Source organism: Pseudomonas violetae, assembly GCF_023072615.1.
GTDB classification, from domain to species: Bacteria; Pseudomonadota; Gammaproteobacteria; order Pseudomonadales; family Pseudomonadaceae; genus Aquipseudomonas; species Aquipseudomonas violetae.
In genome coordinates this window covers 397120-418012 of record NZ_JAKNRW010000001.1, presented here as the reverse complement: position 1 = coordinate 418012, position 20893 = coordinate 397120, and the positions used below count along the sequence as shown (strand labels likewise).

Annotated in this window: 21 protein-coding genes; 4 read left to right on the top strand and 17 right to left on the bottom strand. The window is 54.9% G+C overall.

What is annotated here, in order from left to right; all coding sequences use genetic code 11:
• Positions 1-528 precede the first annotated feature (528 nt).
• Positions 529-1455 carry a LysR family transcriptional regulator gene (locus tag L9059_RS01905; RefSeq protein WP_247286613.1) on the top strand — a complete coding sequence of 309 codons (927 nt, stop codon included), beginning with the start codon at positions 529-531 and terminating at the stop codon, positions 1453-1455.
• A 399-nt stretch (positions 1456-1854) separates the two neighbouring features.
• Here L9059_RS01905 and L9059_RS01900 read toward each other — a convergent pair whose 3' ends face one another.
• From L9059_RS01900 to L9059_RS01880, 5 genes are all read right to left on the bottom strand, one after another.
• Positions 1855-2739 (bottom strand): hypothetical protein, encoded by an 885-nt coding sequence (locus tag L9059_RS01900; protein WP_247286610.1) that lies wholly within the window; start codon positions 2737-2739, stop codon positions 1855-1857.
• 222 nt (positions 2740-2961) lie between these two features.
• Positions 2962-5577, bottom strand: a complete 2616-nt coding sequence (locus tag L9059_RS01895; RefSeq protein ID WP_247286608.1) for an AAA family ATPase — start codon at positions 5575-5577, stop codon at positions 2962-2964.
• 1671 nt (positions 5578-7248) lie between these two features.
• Entirely contained in the window at positions 7249-7614 is a 366-nt protein-coding gene (locus tag L9059_RS01890) for a YajD family HNH nuclease (RefSeq protein WP_247286606.1), read from the bottom strand.
• A 70-nt stretch (positions 7615-7684) separates the two neighbouring features.
• Complete coding sequence (locus tag L9059_RS01885; RefSeq protein WP_247286595.1) at positions 7685-8419, bottom strand: phosphoadenosine phosphosulfate reductase domain-containing protein; 735 nt, start codon at positions 8417-8419, stop codon at positions 7685-7687.
• Between the two features lie 11 nt (positions 8420-8430).
• On the bottom strand, positions 8431-9132 hold the full coding sequence (locus L9059_RS01880; protein ID WP_247286593.1) for a hypothetical protein: 702 nt from the start codon (positions 9130-9132) through the stop codon (positions 8431-8433).
• A 420-nt stretch (positions 9133-9552) separates the two neighbouring features.
• Between L9059_RS01880 and L9059_RS01875 the strand changes: the two genes are divergently transcribed.
• The 3 genes from L9059_RS01875 (at position 9553) to L9059_RS01865 (ending at position 11439) form a co-directional block, all read left to right on the top strand.
• Positions 9553-9903, top strand: coding sequence for a hypothetical protein (locus L9059_RS01875; protein ID WP_247286591.1), 351 nt, complete (start codon positions 9553-9555; stop codon positions 9901-9903).
• A 228-nt stretch (positions 9904-10131) separates the two neighbouring features.
• Positions 10132-10602, top strand: a complete 471-nt coding sequence (locus tag L9059_RS01870; RefSeq protein WP_247286565.1) for a hypothetical protein — start codon at positions 10132-10134, stop codon at positions 10600-10602.
• 150 nt (positions 10603-10752) lie between these two features.
• Positions 10753-11439: a hypothetical protein gene (locus L9059_RS01865; protein ID WP_247286563.1), complete on the top strand. Its 687-nt coding sequence runs from the start codon at positions 10753-10755 to the stop codon at positions 11437-11439.
• Positions 11440-11543: 104 nt separating this feature from the next.
• Here the strand turns inward: L9059_RS01865 and L9059_RS01860 are convergent, their stop codons facing one another.
• From L9059_RS01860 to L9059_RS01805, 12 genes are all read right to left on the bottom strand, one after another.
• Positions 11544-12371, bottom strand: a complete 828-nt coding sequence (locus tag L9059_RS01860; protein ID WP_247286561.1) for a hypothetical protein — start codon at positions 12369-12371, stop codon at positions 11544-11546.
• A 204-nt stretch (positions 12372-12575) separates the two neighbouring features.
• Positions 12576-13499 carry a class I SAM-dependent methyltransferase gene (locus L9059_RS01855; RefSeq protein ID WP_247286550.1) on the bottom strand — a complete coding sequence of 308 codons (924 nt, stop codon included), beginning with the start codon at positions 13497-13499 and terminating at the stop codon, positions 12576-12578.
• Positions 13500-13830: 331 nt separating this feature from the next.
• On the bottom strand, positions 13831-14514 hold the full coding sequence (locus tag L9059_RS01850) for a DUF4262 domain-containing protein (protein WP_247286549.1): 684 nt from the start codon (positions 14512-14514) through the stop codon (positions 13831-13833).
• A gap of 23 nt (positions 14515-14537) precedes the next feature.
• Entirely contained in the window at positions 14538-14813 is a 276-nt protein-coding gene (locus tag L9059_RS01845; protein WP_247286547.1) for a hypothetical protein, read from the bottom strand.
• Between the two features lie 82 nt (positions 14814-14895).
• Positions 14896-15321, bottom strand: coding sequence for a hypothetical protein (locus L9059_RS01840; protein WP_247286545.1), 426 nt, complete (start codon positions 15319-15321; stop codon positions 14896-14898).
• Positions 15322-15474: 153 nt separating this feature from the next.
• Positions 15475-15741, bottom strand: coding sequence for a hypothetical protein (locus L9059_RS01835; RefSeq protein WP_247286543.1), 267 nt, complete (start codon positions 15739-15741; stop codon positions 15475-15477).
• A gap of 17 nt (positions 15742-15758) precedes the next feature.
• Positions 15759-16004 (bottom strand): hypothetical protein, encoded by a 246-nt coding sequence (locus L9059_RS01830; protein ID WP_247286540.1) that lies wholly within the window; start codon positions 16002-16004, stop codon positions 15759-15761.
• A gap of 327 nt (positions 16005-16331) precedes the next feature.
• Entirely contained in the window at positions 16332-17606 is a 1275-nt protein-coding gene (locus L9059_RS01825) for an HNH endonuclease (RefSeq protein ID WP_247286529.1), read from the bottom strand.
• 159 nt (positions 17607-17765) lie between these two features.
• The gene (locus L9059_RS01820; RefSeq protein ID WP_247286527.1) at positions 17766-18506 is read right to left on the bottom strand and encodes a hypothetical protein; all 741 of its coding nucleotides are present in this window, start codon (positions 18504-18506) and stop codon (positions 17766-17768) included.
• Positions 18507-18575: 69 nt separating this feature from the next.
• Positions 18576-19238: an RES family NAD+ phosphorylase gene (locus L9059_RS01815; protein WP_247286525.1), complete on the bottom strand. Its 663-nt coding sequence runs from the start codon at positions 19236-19238 to the stop codon at positions 18576-18578.
• Positions 19231-19902: an MbcA/ParS/Xre antitoxin family protein gene (locus L9059_RS01810; RefSeq protein ID WP_247286514.1), complete on the bottom strand. Its 672-nt coding sequence runs from the start codon at positions 19900-19902 to the stop codon at positions 19231-19233. The genes L9059_RS01815 and L9059_RS01810 overlap by 8 nt, the downstream gene beginning before the upstream one ends.
• 407 nt (positions 19903-20309) lie before the next feature.
• A complete protein-coding gene (locus L9059_RS01805) occupies positions 20310-20855 on the bottom strand; it encodes a hypothetical protein (RefSeq protein ID WP_247286512.1) in 546 nt (181 codons plus the stop codon).
• Positions 20856-20893: the final 38 nt, after the last annotated feature.

Below are 20893 nucleotides of genomic sequence, written 5' to 3'. Positions count from 1 at the left end.
TATACGCGGCGTGGACCTGATGGATGCCGAACCCAAGCGACCGCAGTCAATATGACGAGGCACCGTTTCTCACCCAGCATGATTTCATGCTTGAATCCAAAGAGTAACTTCATTTTCACTATGCATGAGGGTTCGACTACCACAGTGATGCCCAGGATTTCTTCAACCTATTGATTATCGGAGCCACAGATCCTGTTTCACCTTGTCGACCGTCACCTACCTCATAGGTGGATCTCGTGAAGCAATATTTCAACAGCCTTCAGGGAAAATTGAGCCACTCGTCCTGCCATCCTATTCGCCGCAGCTAAACCTAATTAATAGGCCTGGAGCCAGCGGTCTGTTAGAAGCAAAAGACGAAACTAAAATATTGGCAACGAGGCCATTGCGACGCAACCAAAAACAGCGGAAACTAGTAACGTTTTCCTTCCGACAATTAGAGCACTAGAAAATTAATAAACCGATCACTTTGAGAATCTCGACGGCACACACCGGATATCTGTTAAAAACTTAAACGACGAGGCTATAAAAATGCCTTTACATAGCAAACATGATTACTCCATTAGCAAAGCCAGCAATACGGACATTCGACTCCTAAGCGTATTTATTGCGGTCGTCGAGAGCGGAGGCCTTACACAGGCGCAAGAGCCGTTGAACATCGCACTATCGAGTATCAGCACCTATATACAGGATTTGGAAACGCGACTTGGACTAAAATTATGTAACCGTGGACGGGGTGGATTTTCCCTGACCGAAAACGGTCGAGAGGTCTATCGCGAGGCTCAGCAACTATTTTCTGCAGTGCAACAATTTAACGCTAATGTTGCCACTCTGAAAGGGCGACTAGCGGGGGAACTCCAAATAGGCATACTGGATAACTCCACAATGTCCCCCAAGACCCGAGTGCCGGAAGTAATCCACCGCTTTTCCGAGCAACATCCTGATGTGCATATTAGCATCAAGGTGCTATCCTCCGATGAGATTGAAGAAGAACTGATAAGTGGCAGCCTTCACTTGGGTATAGGATTGTTTCCCGATACTAAGCAAGCTCTACGTGCACTGGTGAGTTTCCCGGTGACCATAGACCTCTACTGCGGCAGTCAGAGCCCTCTTTTTAAAAAAGAAGTAATCACTGCTGATGATCTGCAAAGCACTGCTTATGCCAAAGGTTGTTATTCGCCTGATATCAAGAGCAAATTGTTTCACCAGTTGCCGGCACCGACCGCTTCCTCCCACCTTTCTGAAGGCCTGGCATTTCTGATTATGTCCGGACGTTACATTGGCTATCTACCGCGACGCTACTCAGCTAACTGGGTCAACAACGATGAAATGCGAGCCCTTCCAGAGGAGCAGTTTAGTCATGAACTGGAGCTATCACTGATGGTGCGACGTGGCGAAGCGGTAGGGCCGATGATGCGGGCTTTTCTAGAAAGTTTTTCTGCATTCACTGATAAATAAAAAATCCACCTCTTCTGCGTATGTCACCACATGCTGTGATAACGCTTTGCGGGTTTAGTGGAAAACACTACTTGTCCTCACATCTATCGCTATCTCGGCGGTGAGTGGGTAATCCCCCTGAAATCAGTAGTGCCCAGAAGTAGAGCTTAGCCGCGAGGGACAATTTCCATTTTTTGGGGCGACTCCTCCCGGTGAATCGCCCTTGGTTTTGTAGGCGCCCAAGGACAGCTTTTGGCCGGTTTCAGCCCTTCGCGACTGGCAGAAACCGGCCAAAAGCCGCCAGTCGAAAAACGTGCTCTGAAAGGCGCGGTGGTGGTACGCAGCAACGCCGTTTCCAGACACGTCTACCAGGGACGATCTCCTAGTGTAGAACGAGGGTGCTCACCAGAAGCCTTCAGATCAACGATATGTAAGCCACGAAGGCAATGTGCTTAGGTTGATCACCGTCGGCGCCCGCGGTACGTCCTCCGCTTTTGCAAACAAGCGCCGGCCGGTATCACCGGGAATATCGATAATTAAATTGAAATTGACACGACCTGGGAGAATTTTCTCCGCCCTTCTCAGAACGCCATCTATATCTAAAATCATGTCCTCTCCTTCGGGCCTCAGCTTCATCAAAATGTTGACGCATTGCCCTACTATCCCTACATCAAACAAAGGAAGGTTGGTATGCGGTTGTAATATGTCCAGTTGATACTTCAGGTTTTGCTCATCCCGAAGAGAAAGACCACCCTCCCCAAAACCGCGCGCGACGATGATGGCAATTTTTGCCATTGCTATTTGGCATGCACGCGATAGCGGAAGGATTGCGTTGCCGTGCCTATCAACACCATTGAACTCGCCAGATGACTGATCAACTGACGCGGTACGGTGAGTTAGGCAATGACGATGCTCGACTGTGGCAGCGTATACCGAGCAAATACAACGCCATATGCCTCTCGACCGAGTCAAGCCCTCAAAGCGCACCTCTCCATTGAGAGCTTTTTGCTTCTTCTCACTGATCTGCCAAGAGCTACGAGGGGTTAATTTGTTCAAGCAAAGCTCTATCGACAGATCGAGAATTTTCCAAGCAGTACCGAATAGCATCGGAGCTAAATCATCCTTCAGCGTTGCCACCGAACTGGCTCCCACATGATCGGTGATACCTATCGATATCACAGCGCCGTCACAATCTCGGAGATCTAGCTCTTCAGAATAGCCTTGATCGAAAATCGGGCAAACTTTCTCAAGGACGTACAACTCGAACGCCGTTGCATCTATGAAATCACAGTTGCTCAATAACATTTTTCACCAACTCGCATAACGCTCGATCCTCCAACCCTCAAAAGGGAGAGATTTATTTTTCCTATTTTTCTTTCGATTTTTGGAGAATAAATCCGCCCCCCTTTTTATTAAGGGTCGCAATCGACCCCGAGCATCCGGTCGGCGCAACTCCCTTCGTACTCGTACCATTGGCTGAGACCTACTAGGAGCGGATTTTCAACCACCGATCCTTTGCATACTGGCTTAGCCTCTGCGCCTACGTATGCCTTGGAACAAGGTGTTAACCGCCTCGATATCTCGCAGCAGCTCGTCAGGTTGCGTAACAGCACGCTGCTGGCCGGCCGCATGTGAATGCGCACGCACATTGCGGCAGCACTTGTCATGCAAACGCTGCACTTCGCGGAATTCAACTTCCTGCACGACCATCACGCCATCAAGCCGACCGACCGAGACACCGTCGCGGAACCGCACTACGGTTCCGTTGAGTATTGTGTCCTCGATTCCAACTTCTATCGTAACGCGAAGGTCATCGTACGCATTGCGGACCGCAATCCGCTCGTCATCCCCAGGGGGGTTGTTGAACATAGCTGCAATACGCTGCTGGTCGGCACGATGTAGTCCAATGCGTTCATTATGCCTTCGCATGTCATAAGGCAGTCCGGTATCAATGTAGCCAGGACCTTCTGCGCGATAGCTGATCGACCTCACCTCAGGGACCAACTGGGCATCTTGGCTCAGAGCAATCAACTCCCCGAAGAACACCGCATCGTGTGTGAACACAATTGCTTGCCGGTTGGCGGACTCCTCAACGATCCTCCGCGCGACAGCGGTTCGATGATTGTGGTCAAGGCTCGAAACCGGATCGTCGAATACGATTCCTGAGTTGGACCCTGACTGATGGAGTTCCGCGAAGAAATAGGCGAGAGCACACATGCGCTGCTCCGCCTCGCTCAGAACAAGATGCGGATCTAGCCGGCATTCGTGAAGTTGGACTCCGAGGCGAACTGAGCCTGCGTCACCGGTGGAACTAACCCCCGCCCTAATGTGGTAGAGATCAAGCCCACCAAGTTCATCGTTCATCCGCCCAGCCAACGCCTCACTGACGTAAGTCTTCGAGAGCTGACCTGCAAGCACGCTAATCGAGCGCGTATTACCGATGTCATCAAGACAGTTCTGGAGCTTTGCCCTGTGGGCAAGATTCTCGATAACCTGGGCGATACCTTCGATATGCTCGGAAAGTAGCCGCCGTGCGTCCAACTCTATTAGGCGAAGCCGCTTGGCCGTTAGGGCTTCTGCATCGAGGTTCTCGCGCATTCCGGCCGCTTCGGCGCGAAGGCTCTCCGCAATTTGGCGGAGCGACGCAGTCGGGTTTGCGCCGCGATACGCTGGCCGGTCCAGCCACTCCGCGTTGGCAACGCCAGTTCTGAGCCACCGAAGTCGAGCAATCAGGTCTTCTTGGAAGATCCGGATCTCATCAGGCAGCGTTGCTATGCGGCCACGCAAGCTTTCCAACATGACAGGGGGGACGATGAAGGTGACAATCGCCAAGCCGGCATCGCGTACGGTCTGCTGCCAGGCATTGCGCGCAACTTGTGCGGCTTCGGCCGCCTTGTCCCGAATATAGCGATCAAAGCGCTGCAAGCGATCCTGCGCCGCAGGAGTCAGCTCCTGCTGGCAAAGCACGCATACTGCACCCTCGTCTGTCACCGGGAAGGCTTGTTCCGGATATGCAGTAGTGGTCGAGTACTCGCGTGCGGCTTTGAATAGGAACGACCACGGACCCTGCCCCGTTCCGGGCAGCAACGGCGTGGCATCTTCCGTCTGTAGCAGGGCAGACGCGGCGCGCTCGGCCGCCTCAGCTTCAACCAATAGCCTATGCAATACCTGCACGGCATCGATCGCATCATCAGACACGACGCCGGCGGTGGTGGCGATGCTGTTGCACAACTCATCAATCCTCGTCGCGGCATTGTCGAGGTTCATCGCCTTGGCGCTAGGGTCCGCCTCGCTAATCTCCTGAGGAAGGCGAACGTGTTCTGCTTGCTCATCCTGAGTGAACATGGCCAAGACACGCGCGCGTGTCAGATCTGTGGCCGGTCCGATCGGATGCACTGCTTGGCCGGCTTCCGTATTACCAGGGATGACATTGAACGGCGCTACATCTGTGGCGAGACCTGCGATTTCTGCCTGAAGCCCTGGGCGTAGGGCCTGATTAAGACCATTGGCCAGTTGCTGGAGGTAGGTTAGGGCGGACGGTTGAAAAGCGGCTGCCTCTTTCGACTGGAGGTAATGGCGCGCGCAGTCGCCGTCGAACACCGAGATGCCTCTGAGCTCAGTCCGGGGGACATCACCGCGTCGACCGCTCCAGATAGCCTGCTCGGGAGCGCCGTCTAACTCAAAGTCGATAGTGGCGCTCGGTGTGAGCTGCTGGAAGTTCGGGGCATAGGCGTTCGCGTAGACGGTGCCCGGGCTTCTAGCTCGGCACGCCTGCTTCAACACGCGCGCATAGCCCGACTTACCGGTGCCGTTGCCACCGTATACGACGGTGAGCCCTCGCGATTGGAATTCCAGAGCTTGGTCGCTCGGAATTTTCCCAACATTAGTCATCGTGTGTAGGGACGTAAGAACAACAGCGCTGTCCCGGCTCGCCTCGGCGGGAAAATGGTCCGCGGCGAACCCGATCGGCTGCGGCGTAGGCTCTATTGCACTTTGGAGTCCGTGATGCCGCTTGGCGAGATCGAGAATTTCTATAAGGTCCGCTTCGCTCCAGCTTCCCTGAATACACAGACGCCTCAAGGCGTCCTGCCTCCAGAGTGGCAACCTATCCGCCCATGCCAGCACTTCCTCGTAAATAGCCATCTCGACACTCCATATCGGCAAGGGGATACGCACAGGAGCATCATTATGCCATCAGTCGAAGGATGCCACGTGGCGATCTCACTATCGTTGCGGCTAGCTCAGGATTTAGCTCCGTGATTTTTCATACCAATCAAATTTGGCGAAGCTTCCAGAGTATTGATTACCCTCCAACGACTACTTTTGGCCGTTTTCTGCCTGTCGAGACCGGTTGAATCCACAACCCTTAGCTGTCGTTCGGAGAAGGCAGGTTACGAATAAAAACAGGCAATATAGATCATTGGCCGTCTTGTTTTTTCAATTCGAACAGTCGAGCTTACCTTCTGATCAGTTCGGTGTTCGAAGGACCAGAAATTGAACCAGTACGATCACCCAATAAAGGAAGGTACTGGCACCCAAAAACATCAAGATTCGCGCGATGTTGATTTTCAGGGGGGAAGTATATCGAAACCAAGAAAGCCTAACGTTCTGAGCGGTACATTCTGCACACCGGACCACAAGGAGGGCCGGTAAGTCTGCGTTGATGCACATTATCTCTATAACAATTTCCTCCTTGGGGGATAGGTTATCGAAAATCAAAATGTGGCGAGAGTCCTGGTCCGTTTTATGCTCGTAATGTCGGACAGGCCAGATGTTTATGTATTGGGGCTTCCAGTTGAACACTAACTCAATTTTGTTAGCGGTCTCTCTACCAGAATTAATTACCCTGATTGACGCAGTGCATACACGCTGGGTTGTACTAAGAATCTGGCCGTCGGGATCCTTAAGAGGCTCTTGGACTAAAAAATGGAATGAGTGAGGACTAGTCCACACCAGCTTTGCCTTCGCCTTGAGTCCCGAATTGAGAAGCCAAGTTAGCAATGGCACGATAAGCGAAACGATTTCCTTACCATAAGCACTTAGAAAATTCATTTTTCCCCCTAATCGAATCAATAATCCTATACCAATTATATTCCAGTGAGACTGAGGCTTGGTTCGCTTAAGCCATCATTTGATCTGAGCAACATTTCGTGAAATTAAGTATCCAGCCACAGGCAGACATTTGAAGTAGAGAAAAACGATTTACCGTCCGTGATGCGGCGTAGTGGCGTGGTTCTTTAACCCTCTTGAATTCCAAGTGCCATAAGTAGTTTCCTTGGAGAGGCCACCACCTGCGTCCCAAATCGCTTGGGGATCAGCGGCTGCACGACACTGCACATGTATCTGTCAGCTCTGAAATATGAGACGTAAGGAACGTAGAGAGCATGAATTATATCCACGAAATCGCTAGCTTTAATGACCCGTGGGCTTTCTGTAAAAGAGTTCTGAAGCGAGTTGTAAAGGGTGTTGATGCAAACGTGAACTCCAGGGCAAAAATCTTCGATATCCTGCGCGTTATTGGTTTCTAGATGAATTTTAGATTGGTGTGCTGCTTGGTTGCGATGGCTTACCATGTATGGCTGAAGCTAGAGGTGAGGATTAAGTATAGTTGGAAATTAAATTCTTGCTGAGTTTCTCGATTAGGAGAAGGCAATGGTGCCGTAATTAGGTATTGTTATTCGATTAGGGAGAGCGCGACATGCGTCGTCGGTTTCGCTAATAGCTCCTGTATCTTTGGAAAAGAAGGCCTCGCATTATTGGGTGATTAAATATTCATCGAGGCCTATTTTCTGCTGTTGTTTAAGTGTTTCTGAGTCACTTCTTCATAAGTTCAGCCAGTGCTGCGAATGGGTTATGTGTTGCGGTTGAGGACTTTGGTGAACTCAAAGATGATTCGGAAAAATACTGCTGATCAGTGTAACGTGAATGTTCATTATCATGGCAGAACAAGCAGAGAAGTTCCCAGTTCGATCCATCTTGAGGGTTGTTGTCGTGGTTGTGGTCGCGGTGGTGCACCGTCAGCTCGCTCAGGCGTTTGCCGGAGAACTCGCGGGCGCAGCGGCCGCACACGTGAGGATACATTTTCAGGGCCTTGTCACGGTAGCCCATTTCCTTGTCGCGCTTTGCATCAGCGAGAATACGATCCAGTTTAGAGGTATTGGGATTAGCTTGACTGGTCATCTGAGTGTCCGGGGGGCTTAACTGAAGGAAAAATTCTTGTTAGGACGTTGTCTGGTCGATGAGGCAGAGCTCACATAGCATGAAAAGATGGTATGCATCGTTGACGCCCTTTACTGGTCATTGTCGGATACCGTGTTCCTAACAGATTCAGGCAACTTAATCTGTCATTCCCCAACGCGTAGGCGTAGTGGGGCTCTTGACCGGCAGCCTCAATAGCTGCGAAAACCTCAGTGGTGCGCATGTCATGAATCGGCAACCACTCGTACCACGTCGACACCGAGTTGCTGATGCCCATACGACTGAAGACAGCGCGCTTTGCTCGCCCCGGCGACTCTTGAGCGCGCAATCCAAGACAGTTGACGATGGTTTTGAAGCCATTGGCCTTGGCGTAACGCCTGATTTCACGCTGAATCGGGCCTCGTTTCAAGTCACTGGTGCATTGACGTGTAGAAGCGGAGGGCCAACTCGGAACTTCGGGACGACTCTCAAACCGGCGCTCCACCATTTCCAGAAAGGTCTTTGCAGCTTTGGCGACGATGAATGGCAACCCGGCAGCGGAAGCTTGATCGCGGGCCAACTCCATCGCTCCAGGCCACTCCATCGGACCGAGTGAGGCATGGACAACGACCAACTGGCTGATTGGCACTCGTTCAAGAATACGAATCAACTGTATTTGCGAATCTTTCCCGCCTGAGTGGTTTGCTACGAATAGCGCCCCGCCTGCAATGAGTTGATCAAGTTCAGATTCCCAAGAGGCGCGGGAATCGACCTCATCGCTGAAAATCATGCGCTGCTGATAGTCCATTTTCTGCAACCTCACTTATGGGTAGGGGCCAGTTCCTGCTGGGCGGCGAGTTGCCCCCAGAAGGTGCTCACAGCTTCAGGTTCGACTGTGACCTCACGGTGCTCGCCGGCAAACTCAGCAGCGTGACCCTGGTATGGGCTGCTGATCACCAAGCCACTGTTTTCTTGGTTCAGGTGCGCAAACGAGCTGTCCATCACCAGCACACTCGCGCTGCGGTCGGCGCAGGCGAACTGCAACAGTCCACCCTCTAAGCCAATCACCACTCGAGCTGGCGCCAGTAGGGCCTGTAGCGCCCGGCAGGTTGCGTCGGCTGCTTCCCGGTGATCGCTGGTCGCCAGCTGGTAGGGCTCGTTTGGGAAACCCTCGTCATAGGCAACGACGCGCCAAGATTCACCGGCGAACTTGCCCGAGCTGATCTCGCACGTCGGGTCGCCGCCGGCGTCGGCTGCCAGGTAGATATCGCCATCGCAGTGGTCTACCAGTGCGTGCTCAACGCCGTTGGCATCTACGGTGGTGATCAGCGAAAGGCTAGGGTGATCGTCCAGACCGATCTCGTTCCAGACAGGTTCAAGAACCGCGTCGACCTGGCGTGGGTCGAGGGGGAGGTGGACCTTGTCGTGGCCGAACAGAACCTGGATGCAGCGCTGTACCTCGAAACGGATGAAGTTCATTTTCGATGGTTGGGTTTGATCGCTTTGCGAGGGGAGGTTCATTGGTATGGCTCCGGGCCGTGATTTGAGGAGCACATCATTGCCGAGTCGGCCCCGTGCCAGAACCAGCTGCAACGGGCTAGAGTTGGTGCGGGCTGCAGAGTGCCGCCCGCGGTAATAGTTCGCTTACTGATGAAGCGAAGAATTGGCACCGATCATGAATAGGCGCATATGGCGAGTCATCTTGTTCTCGAGTGAAGCAGGGAAGGGGTCTTGAGTTGCAGCGTTCCAGATAGCGCCCCTCGCTTGGTTTTCGAAGGTAGCCGTATAAAAACCCGCTGGGGAGGTGAGGAAAGGTGGCTGAAGAACCGTCCCTGGTATTCCTCACGGGGTCTTACGATAAACACAAAAATAAACAGAAATTGATCGACGGAGACTCGCGCCGGCCTTACAGTTCCGTTTATCGGTACTCGTGGAGTGTGTATGTCAGAGGTTCAATTGAATGATAACGGCGTCCCCCAGTATCCCAAGGGGCACGCTGGCCGGCTGCTGGTGACTCTGGCAGCTATCGACCGCCTGGAGCGAGCAACAGCATCCAGCGTGGCGGCGCTGACCGGGCTCAGCAAGGGAAAAATCGATGATTACGTTCAGGCGTTAAACAACGAGTTTGGCACCGTGATTATCAAGGAAGGTCCCGAATTTCGTATCGAGTCCTGGGGGGATATTCTGAAGCAAGCCGGTGTGAAAAAGGTTTTGACAGTTCCGATTAACGGAACTACGATCACGCTTGCCGAATCGCTAGTTCGGTCCCATATGCGGAAGCAAGCCGAATGAACCACTATCAGCAACTGATCGCAGACGAAATTCTCAGTGCTCAAGCGCAGAAAAAATACTGTCAGACCAAGCTGGCTGGGGGTGGGCTCCAAATGTGGGAATCAAAGGAGTACAGCGCTTTGGTCGCGCAATACGCGAGACGCTTCGTCAACTCAACAATCGACTGCCATTGGCAAGTTAAAAACTGCACCAACCTCAAATTATCATGGATAGATGGAGATTCAATCGATGCCAACTCAACACCGAACATCGAAGTCGAAAAGCGTCGTGGGCACCTTTGTTTTAGTCGCGGTCATTGGGCTCGCCATTGCTGCCCTGGCAGACTGGTTTCTGGTCCTTTTCAATCTTGGTCTTGAGCTCAGTGGCCTTACAAAAAACGCGCTGCTGTATTACCTCGCCTGCCTGGTGATGTCGATTGGGCTTATGACGATGTCCCAGGCCGTGCGGAGGGTGGGCGTTTTTCTGGCTCTGTATCCGTTTGGGATCATACTGATTTTTCTGATCGGCTTTGAGAGCCTAGTCGCCGACCCTGCGCCTGCCGGTAGCGATCTTGCGAAGGCTGGTGATCAGCTTGCGCTGTTTAATGTTGCATTGGTTCAGGGGTTTATCTGGCTGACGCCGGTTGTAGTGACTGGCTACTACTTCCTCAAAGCCTATCGTGAGGCTCAGGCCAAAGTCTCCCCCCACAAACCAAGCTAAAAGTGTGGCGGACGCCGCATCTGAATTTCGTACTGGCGTTTTGACTTGCTAGGTATCCGAACGTAGGCATCATAGTTTCAGCCCACTAGCTGTGTGGGTTGGAACAGTTTCCTGCCCGGCCATCTCCTACAAGTTAGAGGTTCGACCACGATGAATTCACCGCAGGGGCGTGAGCTCACTGAAGAAACGACGGCCCTCCCAGATCCGCACACGTCGGTGGGTGGTCAGCTGCAGCCACTGGCGTGGTATGACTCGACTTGCAGTGGAAACGTCCGATGGCGCTTAGGTGCGGGCCAGGTAGGCGTTGCTGAGGGCGAAGGGCTCATCCCGCTCTCCCACCACCAGCAGAGCCGAGTGGCTGATGCAGCAAGGATTGCTGAGCTTGAGGCCGAGCGTAGCGCGATCTACGAGGCTTTCGGGATTGGTGAGCAGTCCAGGGTGCTTCCGACGCTTACGAACAACCTGAGCAACCTCAGGCACTTCTCTGAGTTGTTGCAGGCGATAGAGCGCGAGTTCTTCATGGTGCCCGGTGAACCAAATGATGAGCGCGGGGACGCTGGCCTTGAGCCGGATGATCAGTGCCTGGTAAACCGCTGGGGCTCAACCCGGGGGGAGTACATTGATCAGTTCCGCGCCGCCCTGGCGCCAATTGCTGCCAAGGAATTGAGCCAGAGCGCAGGCAAGCATGGCGCCTACCTGGTCGTTGACCCGATGGACAATCATCACATCTGCTACAGCACCACCGATTTTGACCAAGCCCAGCAATGGACGGTCGATGGGCTGCAGCTTTATTCCCCGTTTGGTCCGGCAGCTCTCAGGCGTTCCGGTAACCCGTAGAGCCCTGTGCTATCCCCGGGCCGAATAGGCCGGGGACGCTAGATTCCATACCCACCCCTAGGTCTTTCCCCTAACCTCAGCCGGGCCGATCACCCCCGCAATACCTACGACGGGTTGCGATCGGGGTACGAGCCAGGTAGGGGTCCAAACGCAGGCTTTGACTGCTGCTTTTTCCTGATTCGATCTATCACCTCGGGCTGATTAATTCGGTCGAGCTCGATCTCGCCCGCCTGGTGCATGTCCATACCGTGCGCGAGGCATAGCGCCGCTAGAGTGACCATTACGCCCCCGACTTCCTGCACTCGCTCCTCCAAGGCGCGGCCGAATACGTAATCAACGAGCTCGTGTGCTTCCCCGGCGCTCGCGCCGCAGGCCTGCACTAGCTCGAGCGCCTCTTCTAGAAACCGAGCGTTGCGCTCTTGTTCATCACTCGCGATATCGGCGCCGAAGCACTCCAGCATCCATGGTGCTACCCGGATTTGGAATGCTGGTCGTTGCGGAGCTGGCCACGCGTATAGCGGCCCCTGGTGTTTAAGCCATGCCTGCACCTCGCCTCCAGACCACATTTTTCGGAGCATGGTCGGAAACACCAGGTTGGCCACCCCCTCATCTCGGAACCGAGTTGCTGATGGCTCCGCGTACAGCGAAACCTCCGTACCTGGCGCCAGACGGTCGTAGTAGTGGGCGAAGTCCGGACTGAAGGCCACCAGAGGTTCCTGACCTTCACCGCTTCGATAAACGACCGTCAACTTCACGGATGGCTTCGCCACCTGAATAGCCTTGAGGGCAGCCAGCGCGGCGTCACGCTCAAGTTCCAGCCGGGCACAGGCGGCGTTCATCATGCCCTTCAAAGCCTCGGAACCCTCGCGCTCGGCGATCAGGCGCCTTTCCAGCTGCTCCACTCTCTGTTCGATTTCTGCAGGTGAGTACATGCCTTGCTCCATTGGTAAAAGGTGAGGCTTGCGGTCTGGTGGGTTGGCGATTGCGCCAGAACCAGCGAACCGGTGATGAGGACAGGCTGACGCGGGATGGTGGATGGGCCAGTCAAAACCGGCATTGGGAATTGGCTTAGGGCCGGGCAACCCGCTGCGGGGCATCCTTCACTGGGATGCGCCAGCAGAGATTGCTCGAGTTGCCTACGCCGCGTCGAAGAGGCTGAGTTGAAGTACCTGAACGGTCGGCTTAGCGACGGTCCTTTTTATCGCGGGGGCCTTCCTGGCCTCAGTTTGTACATGAACTGCGGCTGGCTTTTGAATCACTGTAGGGATGTGAACTTTGGCGGGTGTGGGGATTTCCGCCGGCGCCGGGATTGTGGACTGTACCTGCACAGCCGACTCGGCAACCTCAGAATAGTCACACACGACAACCTCACACACAGGACTGACTCCATGCCATTCATCCTTGTAGAGTGCCGTGTCGATGCCACAGTTATTGCCCATCACGATGCCAGTTTGGGAAACAAACTTTTCACACTCCCTGTCCATCTCCGCCCGGTAGCCTCTAACCCCCGAGTAGCGGAATGGCGCTGAGGACTGGGGAATAATAAACGCGCCGTTGTCAGCGATCTGGCTTGCCAGTTCGATCAGCTTGTATTCAAAGCGTGCGCCGGTGTAGGCACCTTTGAACGAAGAGCCCGTTTTGATCGCGCCAAACGGCGGGTTGGAGATCGCCCAGTCGAAATGGCCGATTTCGTCGATCGCGAACACATCGCCCACGATCCACTCAGCGTCTGGCATTACACGCATCCCGACGGCAGCATACTCAGGGTTCTGTTCCACACAGACGATGCGCTGCGCGCTCTCGCGGCAGGCAAACGCGAGGCGGCCGATCCCAGCGCAAAGATCAATCATCGACTTGCAGCGCCCAACCTCTATTGAAAAATCTCGAGCCAGGCCTTCGGGAGTGAAGAACGCGCCGGCCAAACCGTTCAAATTTGTAGCGGCTTCGTGGAAGTTTTCCAGGATGTAGAAGCGATCATCGAGCGTGAGGTGCTTGTCACTGTGAACGAGATCAAGTGCACGCTTGTGCCGATTCGCTGCATCTTTCGAAATCTTGGCCATCTGGTTTCCTCACCCACCTCACGGCAGGGTTTCAATAGGGCGTTGTAAATTGATCTGATGTGGAGATTTTGAGATCGGCAGACGCGTGCCACCATCTGCTCCTTGAAAAAATCTCTAGGTGAGGAGAGGCGCTATTGCGTGTGGGGAGGGGGGAGGAGTGAGGAAACCAATGTCATTCCCAAGGTTCGGGCGCGGCCATCGAAGGTAGCCGCCAGACCTCAAGGGACAGCACGTCCTAGGTTACAGGGCACGCTCGGTTGGGTTCCGGACGAAGGCCCTGAAACACCTGGAGGCCGAGAGGTGACGTAATCACCTCAGATTCGCGAGTGTTCTAGTCCAGTGGGCGCGGGAGCCTCGGTTGTGGCCAAGTTTTGCTGTAACCCTGTTCGCCGGGAAACAGGTTGTTCTTGTCCGCTATGAGGATTTGGTAAACGCGCACGACGTCGCCCCGGGTTTGCTTCACGAAGTCTGCGGTGGCCACTCGTGCCTCGATTGGAATGCATTTGGTACGCACGCCGTAACCGGGTGTCGCAGCCATCTCATTTACGTCGTTGCGCTCCTGCTCGATGTGTTCGTGCGCTTTCGCCAGATCAGCATAGGAACCTACCACGTGGGCGAGTAGTAAATGGTCGTAGCCCGCAAGAGCCATCAATTCGAATCCTACCTCCTCGGAGAGGCCTATGGTGTATGCGAATGCCGGCTTATCGTCCTGTGCAAAGACAGACTGGACCGCGTAACCATGTTGTTCGATAGCGCGGTCTACGGCGGCATCCATGCGCGGGCGCAGCTGTGTCATTCGGACTGTGCGAACGATTTTTACCAGTTCGTCAGCGCTGGCGGTGCCCGAGCTGACGAGGAGGTGCAGGTACTGGCGGACAGTCACGTCCGGAGTAAGCAAAAAGTCCAGATTGGAAGCAATGGTGTCCAACTGGAATGCATTGATGCGCTGATCGATCTGCGGCACGAGCAGTTTGACTTCGGCCAGTTGCGCTGGGGTGGCGGTGAGTTCCAACATAATGCCTCCTGGGGCTCTCCGTGTTATTGGGTCTTGGTCAATGCAGGGTTGGCCGCTTGGGCCTGGTGCACTGCAGCTTGAGTTGAAAGCCAAGCTTCCAGCGACAGTTTCAGGTTACCCAGCCATTTCGCGCCGGATTTACTGCTCTCGCCGTGGTAGACGTTAAAGAGCTCGCCCTTGCGAATGTCCAGTGGCACGCAGGCACGACGCAGGGCGGGGTGGCCGACCACATCGTAATCGTGGAAGCCATGGTCGCTGGTTACAAGCTCAAGGTTGAGTGCGGCATCTGCGTTGTTCATTTATCAGACCTGTTTTGATCGTTTTGGAGTGTGGTGTTTGGGCCGTCCCACGGTTCCGTGGCCGGCGCCGACTGGATGTGGGTTAGGTAGCCGAGATTTCGCCGGTACCGCCGCATTTCTGGCAGTCCACATCGGGGATCACTTGGCGACCGTTATTGACCACTTTCCGCTTGTAGTCCTGCTGATAGGCGATGGTCCAAATCCGAAAGCGGGCTTCCTCACTGGGCCAAATATCAATCAGCGCGCACCCACACAGCCTATCGAACCTGTCAGCAGGTGGATTGATCTTGGCGACCGGTAGAAATCCATCACCCGCGCAGGTCTGGCACTGCGGCTCGTTGCGCCATGGTGCGCGACCGTCACAAGCCGGGCAGCCGCCGAACGGGGAGGCATCGACCCAGGCCCGCAATACTTGCGCCAGTTGCGTCTGCTCGCTGGCCTCGGCCTTCACGCAGGCCGCCAGGGTGGCCCGGTAAACGTCAATTTCGGTGATCGGTTCAATCTGCATGGTTGATGGTTCCTACATTTTGCTGACTGGGGGTCGGGCTCGCTGCCGGGTGAATCGAACTCATCGCCCCGGCTGTTTCGTTGGAGTGACTATCGCCGTGGCTAGTGCGTGCCGGAAGCCATTGGCAAAGAGAACTGCCAGCAGATCTACGGTTCATTTCTTCTTGCGGAGCCTGAACCCTGACGCGTCCAATGCTTCGAGCTCCGCTGTTGAGATTCCAATGGCAAGGTTCCAGAGCGCGGCGACACGGCGCGCAATCTCTGCCTTTGTTTCGGCACACTGCGCATGGTTGTAAGTAGCGGTCACGAGGCCGATTTTTCCTTCCGCTACCCGCACCGTACTTGCCTTGTAGCCGCCGTTTACGGCTGCGCGCTGTCCGATCAGCTTTTCAGCAGATTGGTTGGGGTCGGTTTGTCCCATCGATACTCTCCTTTTCTTCAGTGCGCCTTCGCGCCGTAACCACTAAGGGTGTAGATCGTTTCCCACTTCGTCTCGCAGTCATCGCAAGAAGTAGCCTGCGCAATGAAGTCGCCCCCAAAGGTGATGTCCACACCTGAGAAGGTAACGTTTTGGGAGCTGCACCAAGGGCAGATAAACCCGTTCGAGTGATTGATGTAGGCGTGATCGGTGATCGGTTTCACGCCTCGAATTTTGGTGGCTGCCTTGATTTGGGGGTGGTTCATTCGCTTGGACCTATCAATGGTATTTGGCTGAAACGGGCTGTTGGTTACCCACCGCTTGAACAGCCGCTGAGCCTGGATTCGAAGCATTTGGGCATTTGGTGTGGCGCTCCAATGCTCACGCCGGCAACGCCCCATCAAGCGTGCTCGGGGTGCATTGCAGCAACGATGGGGGATAGATTGAGGCCTGACAGGCAGTGCCAGAACCACGCGCAAGGAATAATCCGGATAGCTTGCAGTGATGAGCCGGAGGGGCGTTCTCCCATGCGCGGCATTGATTCGGGTAGCGATCCGAACATTTGGCCCGGGGAATATGTCCGGTTCACTTCCTCACTTCTGAGGGGATACCCCAGTTCCCCGCTGGGCATTGAACGCCGAGAAGTGGGTCTCAAGGAATAGAATCCTAGGTTTGGGACTGAATGCGAACAGGCGTTTTCCGTGGTACGCCTGGTACCCAGCGTCTTCCAGTGCCGTGGCCACCTCAACGGTGAGCGTGGTGGGGTGGATCGACACCAGGTGCGCATCGAAGAGCCGGTGGAGGTCCACTCGCAGGAGCAGGCCGTTGGTTGGATCATCCGACTGGTCACCGCGATAGGGGATGATGTGCGCGGCCTCGAGCAGAGTGTCGATCCGGCATCCGGTGATACAGCACTCTCCGCCGTACCGTTCCAGCACTGCGGCTCTGAAATTTCCCTGCCCAGGGCGAATCACTGATACCTGAGTGCGTACTGTCCGGCGATCAGCGCGTAGCAGTTCAAGCTCAATGCTCGGTGATGGCGCTGCGGCCTGCAGTTCCGAGGGCAGGGAATCTTCCAGGTCTTGAACGAGTTGGTGCTGCATCATGTGCCTGAAACTTGGGCGCGCTGGATCTGCCGAGTTGAGGGATCGAAGAATGGCCAATGTCTCGGCGGCGGCCTCCAGGGAGGCGAAGCTCTCCGGCCGGTTAGCCCAAGCAGCCTTCAACCCCTCCATGTTCAACTCTCGCACGTAGGCCAGACTCAGCCCCGCACTCGGTACCGGATCAGTCTCCACAGAGGCCACTGCATCGTGCGGCGCGCCCGGAAGTGAGTAGTCCACCTGAACAGTCTGCTCTTCGCCCTCCAGCTCGGCGAAGATGGCCATGACTTCAGGATGACCCAGATAGGTGGTGGCGCCGGCATAGAACTCGTCGTCGCCATTCAGAACCCGATACAGGGCGTAGAGCTCGGCAGCGACTTCATTCGATCCGCAACAGTGGCGGCGAAACGCCCAAGCGGCGCGAATATCATCGCTCGTGAATTCGAGTAGATCTTCGACATCGAGGGCGAACAGGTGCCGTGGCGGTTCTTCTCCCTCAGCGTCCCGGGCGCGCTGCTCCCTATAGGCCTTTAGATCGAGGTTAATCAAGTATGGGAGGTCGCCCGCTGGGCGGTTCTCAAATCCCGCCCACTCCAACAGCGCGGCGTCACGCTGCTGGTCTAGGTCTTCCTCGACATATCGTTGAAAAGCGACGACGTGCTCGGACCAGGTTCGGTACCCGGTGAACTTTATGACGTGGCGGGGCTTGAAGGGCGTCCGCCCTGATTTGGCCCGGGTGCTGCTGGCCAGTGCTTTCATGTGCTCCATCACTCAAGAAATCCCAACACGTTGAGCGCTGCGGTGCGGGGAGTATCAGTGATTGGGTAGGGGTTAGAAAGCCGTTGGCAAATCGTCAGGGGGGTTCTGGCGCCCAGGAATGCACAAAGCCCCAGTAAACGGGGCTTTGGTCAGTTAGGGGGGGGATTTTTACGCACGGTTCGCACGGGTGTACTCGAAGAAATAGTGCTCGAGGTGTTCGGCGTTGGCCGCGACTTCACCAGGCTCGACGTTGCACGCGTTGTACCCCTGCATCCACAACGCCACTGGTTCTTCATTCGGCGTTCGGTAGCCGTTGTCGCTCTGTGACTCATCGATGTCATCCTCGTCGGTGCTGAGGAATACGATGTCGACCGGCTGAGTGGCGTAGACCTCGTGGATGGCGCCACGTGTGATGTCGACAACGACCCGCACCGTGCCTTGTGTCGTCTCGGCGGCTTGTTGGTTGCAGACCTCCAGCATCGACTGGAATGCACCCCCGATCGCCCGTACGGCAGCTTCGTCGTCACCGATGTTCAGTTGCACTCCCGTTTCCGGATTGGCGGAGACGAACCCCAGCACCCTCCACGAAATACCGGCATACGAGTCGGGGCTGAAAAAGCAGCTGTAGTCGTCTGCTGCGGCTTCCGAGGCTTGTTTGTAGAGCTCGCCGGTGGATGCGGCCATCACCGCGTACTGGACACCGTCCTTTTCAGTTTGGATCAGGTGGGCATTGAACAGTGGAGGGAGGATTGTGACGCTCTTGATCGGCTCCAGAGTGGACTCGTCCTGGCGAGCATCGATCGGCAGCAGGTATTCACCATCTTGGTTGACGATGCGGATACAACGCTGAACCTCGAACCGGGTGAAGTGTGTGGCGGCGCCGGTAGGGCTCAGGGTAAATGGAATCATGGTGACCTCGTATGTGCTCGGTTTTGATGAGCACATTTTTGAGGTAAAAAGCGCGTGCCAGAACCTTGGTCAGCCCTTGCTAGGAACGATCCGCACACCAATAACCTCTGCTAGGACCAGCAGCTGGTTGTAGGCTTCCTCGTCTTCTGTCAGATCCAAGCTTCGGCCCTGGGCCACAAGGGCTTGCGGCCCGATCCTGTCTCCGAACAGCACAACAGCTTCTGCCGTGTCGTCCTGCCGCGAGATCCAGCGCAAGCCCTGTGCGCCAGGCACCGCTGCGTGAATGGCCTCGGCCCACCCCCGCGTTATCGGGTACATGTTCTTATCGGTGTCGATAAGCTCATTGCGGGTGATGTCCATTGAACGCAGGGCTTTGGTGGACAGGTCGACAACAGACAGCTCCTCGGTAACGAGCACGTTGGAATATTTGTGCCCGATGAGCTTTGTCTTCTGGAAATATTTAGGTCCTGGCTCGTAGGTCACGTCGTGGAAGACGGTCTCCATCGCAGCGCAGTCGAATGAGCTGCCAGCGTACACGGTGGGGATAATGTCGCCCTTCGAATTCCGGATCGGGCTGAACCGTGCATTCCCATTCTCGGTACCGTTGAAAGCCGTCGATTGGAATCGACCCAAGTGAACGCGATGCAGCACCCGGCCGGCTTCGATCTTTATCAGGCGAGCCTGAATTCGTTCACCGGGACCGGGCGGGTGCTTTGGAGGCCGCTCAACCATGAGTTACCCCTGCCACTTCGTCCTCAGCCGCCGCCAGCACATCTTGCGGCTTGGTTTGGAGCAGGTCCTTCGGACGCTTCCCACCCAAGTAGCTGTTAGGCGATGCGAACCAAAAGGCCATTCCCCAGCCATCCTTCATGTCTGCCAAGGTCGAAACGATATCTCCAAGGCCTGCGACAGGACGGAAGGCGTTCGCCGGGTCCAACCCGTAGATAGGGAAGTAATCGACACCTTCATGGCGTAGGGCAAAAATCTTACCGCTGTGCTTCCATTTGTTCGGCTGGGAACTGGGGTTGCTCGACTTGAACTGAGCCAGCTCGGCGATTTCCGACGCGGTGATCCAGTCGTTGCTCTGAAGGATCTCGGTCTTCGCCTGGACCAGCATCTTCGCCTCGCGAAGAAGTGTGGAGGTGACCGGCTTCTTCGGCAGGCACATGTCGACTATTGTCGTGATGGTCTCGTCTCGGACACTGCGCTGCTGGCTCCAGAATGCTTGAGACACCATTTCCAGGGAGTTGACGTATGCCTTGAAAGTCTCCTGGGATGGCTGTTGCGCCGACCGCTTGATGGTGATGACTACCTTCTCGCTTTCCGGCTGGACTTCGATAGCACCAGAAGAATGGGGCTCCTGACGGATCTCTATCGATTCGACGATACTGAGCATGACGACCTCCTAAGGTTATGGGCGCGATAGCTCTTCGCACATACCCAATCTAACTCTGACTCACAGGCTTGGCAAGCAGGTGCCGCTGAACGGTGTAGCAGGTTTATTGGGAGCCCCGACTGGATGCCGGTACCGCGCTTGACCGCCGCTGCGGGGGTAGTGTGCCGTCCTTTGTCAGCCAAACTCACCAGCCATCTAGGTTAGGCTAGGAAAAAAGGGGGTAGCTCGGGACCGTCGGGGATTCAGTTGAAACGATCTACTAGGGGTGAGTAGCGTAGGAGTTTCAAGTGCGGCAGCACGGGGTTTGGGGGGGCAGACACGCTGTTGACCATTATCGTGACAAATGCCGTAGCTGTTTTCGTAGGGAAGGCTACCTTTGGGGTAGCCCTGTGAACGTGTTTAATTCGTCACCAAATCATACCACTTTCGCTAGCGGACTTTAGTCGATCGCCATACGGGCTTTTATTGAACTGCTCGACTTTTTTATAAGTAAAAAGCTTATTCGATTTTGAGTAGTCGCCTGGACTTGTGAATGCCTGGAAGGTATTGTCGTCAATTACACGAATGTGCAGTTGCAGCTCGGGTGAATCGTATCCATAAAGCTCAACAAATCCAGAAATCTCACTCTGGCGCGCAATCATAATCTCTTCTTTACTCACGTCTTGGTAGGTGTAAAAGATAGCCTTTACCATAATGGCGCCGCCCGATTCGGTGTCATTTTTTCCAAAGTTAGGGTTGTCGTGAGCCTCAAATATCACGCCACCATTCATGGCCTCGGTTTGGCCAAGCCACTTATAACCTTCGATAACCTTAGCTACAGATTTAATAGGGCCAGCGTATTGAACGCTAGTGCGATTTCGATCAAGGTCTTTCCGTTCAAAGGTTTCAGCAGTTGCTGTGAGGGGCGATGCTGCAATTAACGATGCAAACACGAGACTATAAAATCTATCCATTTTTCCTTATCCATTTAATTCAGTTGCGGTGGTGAGAT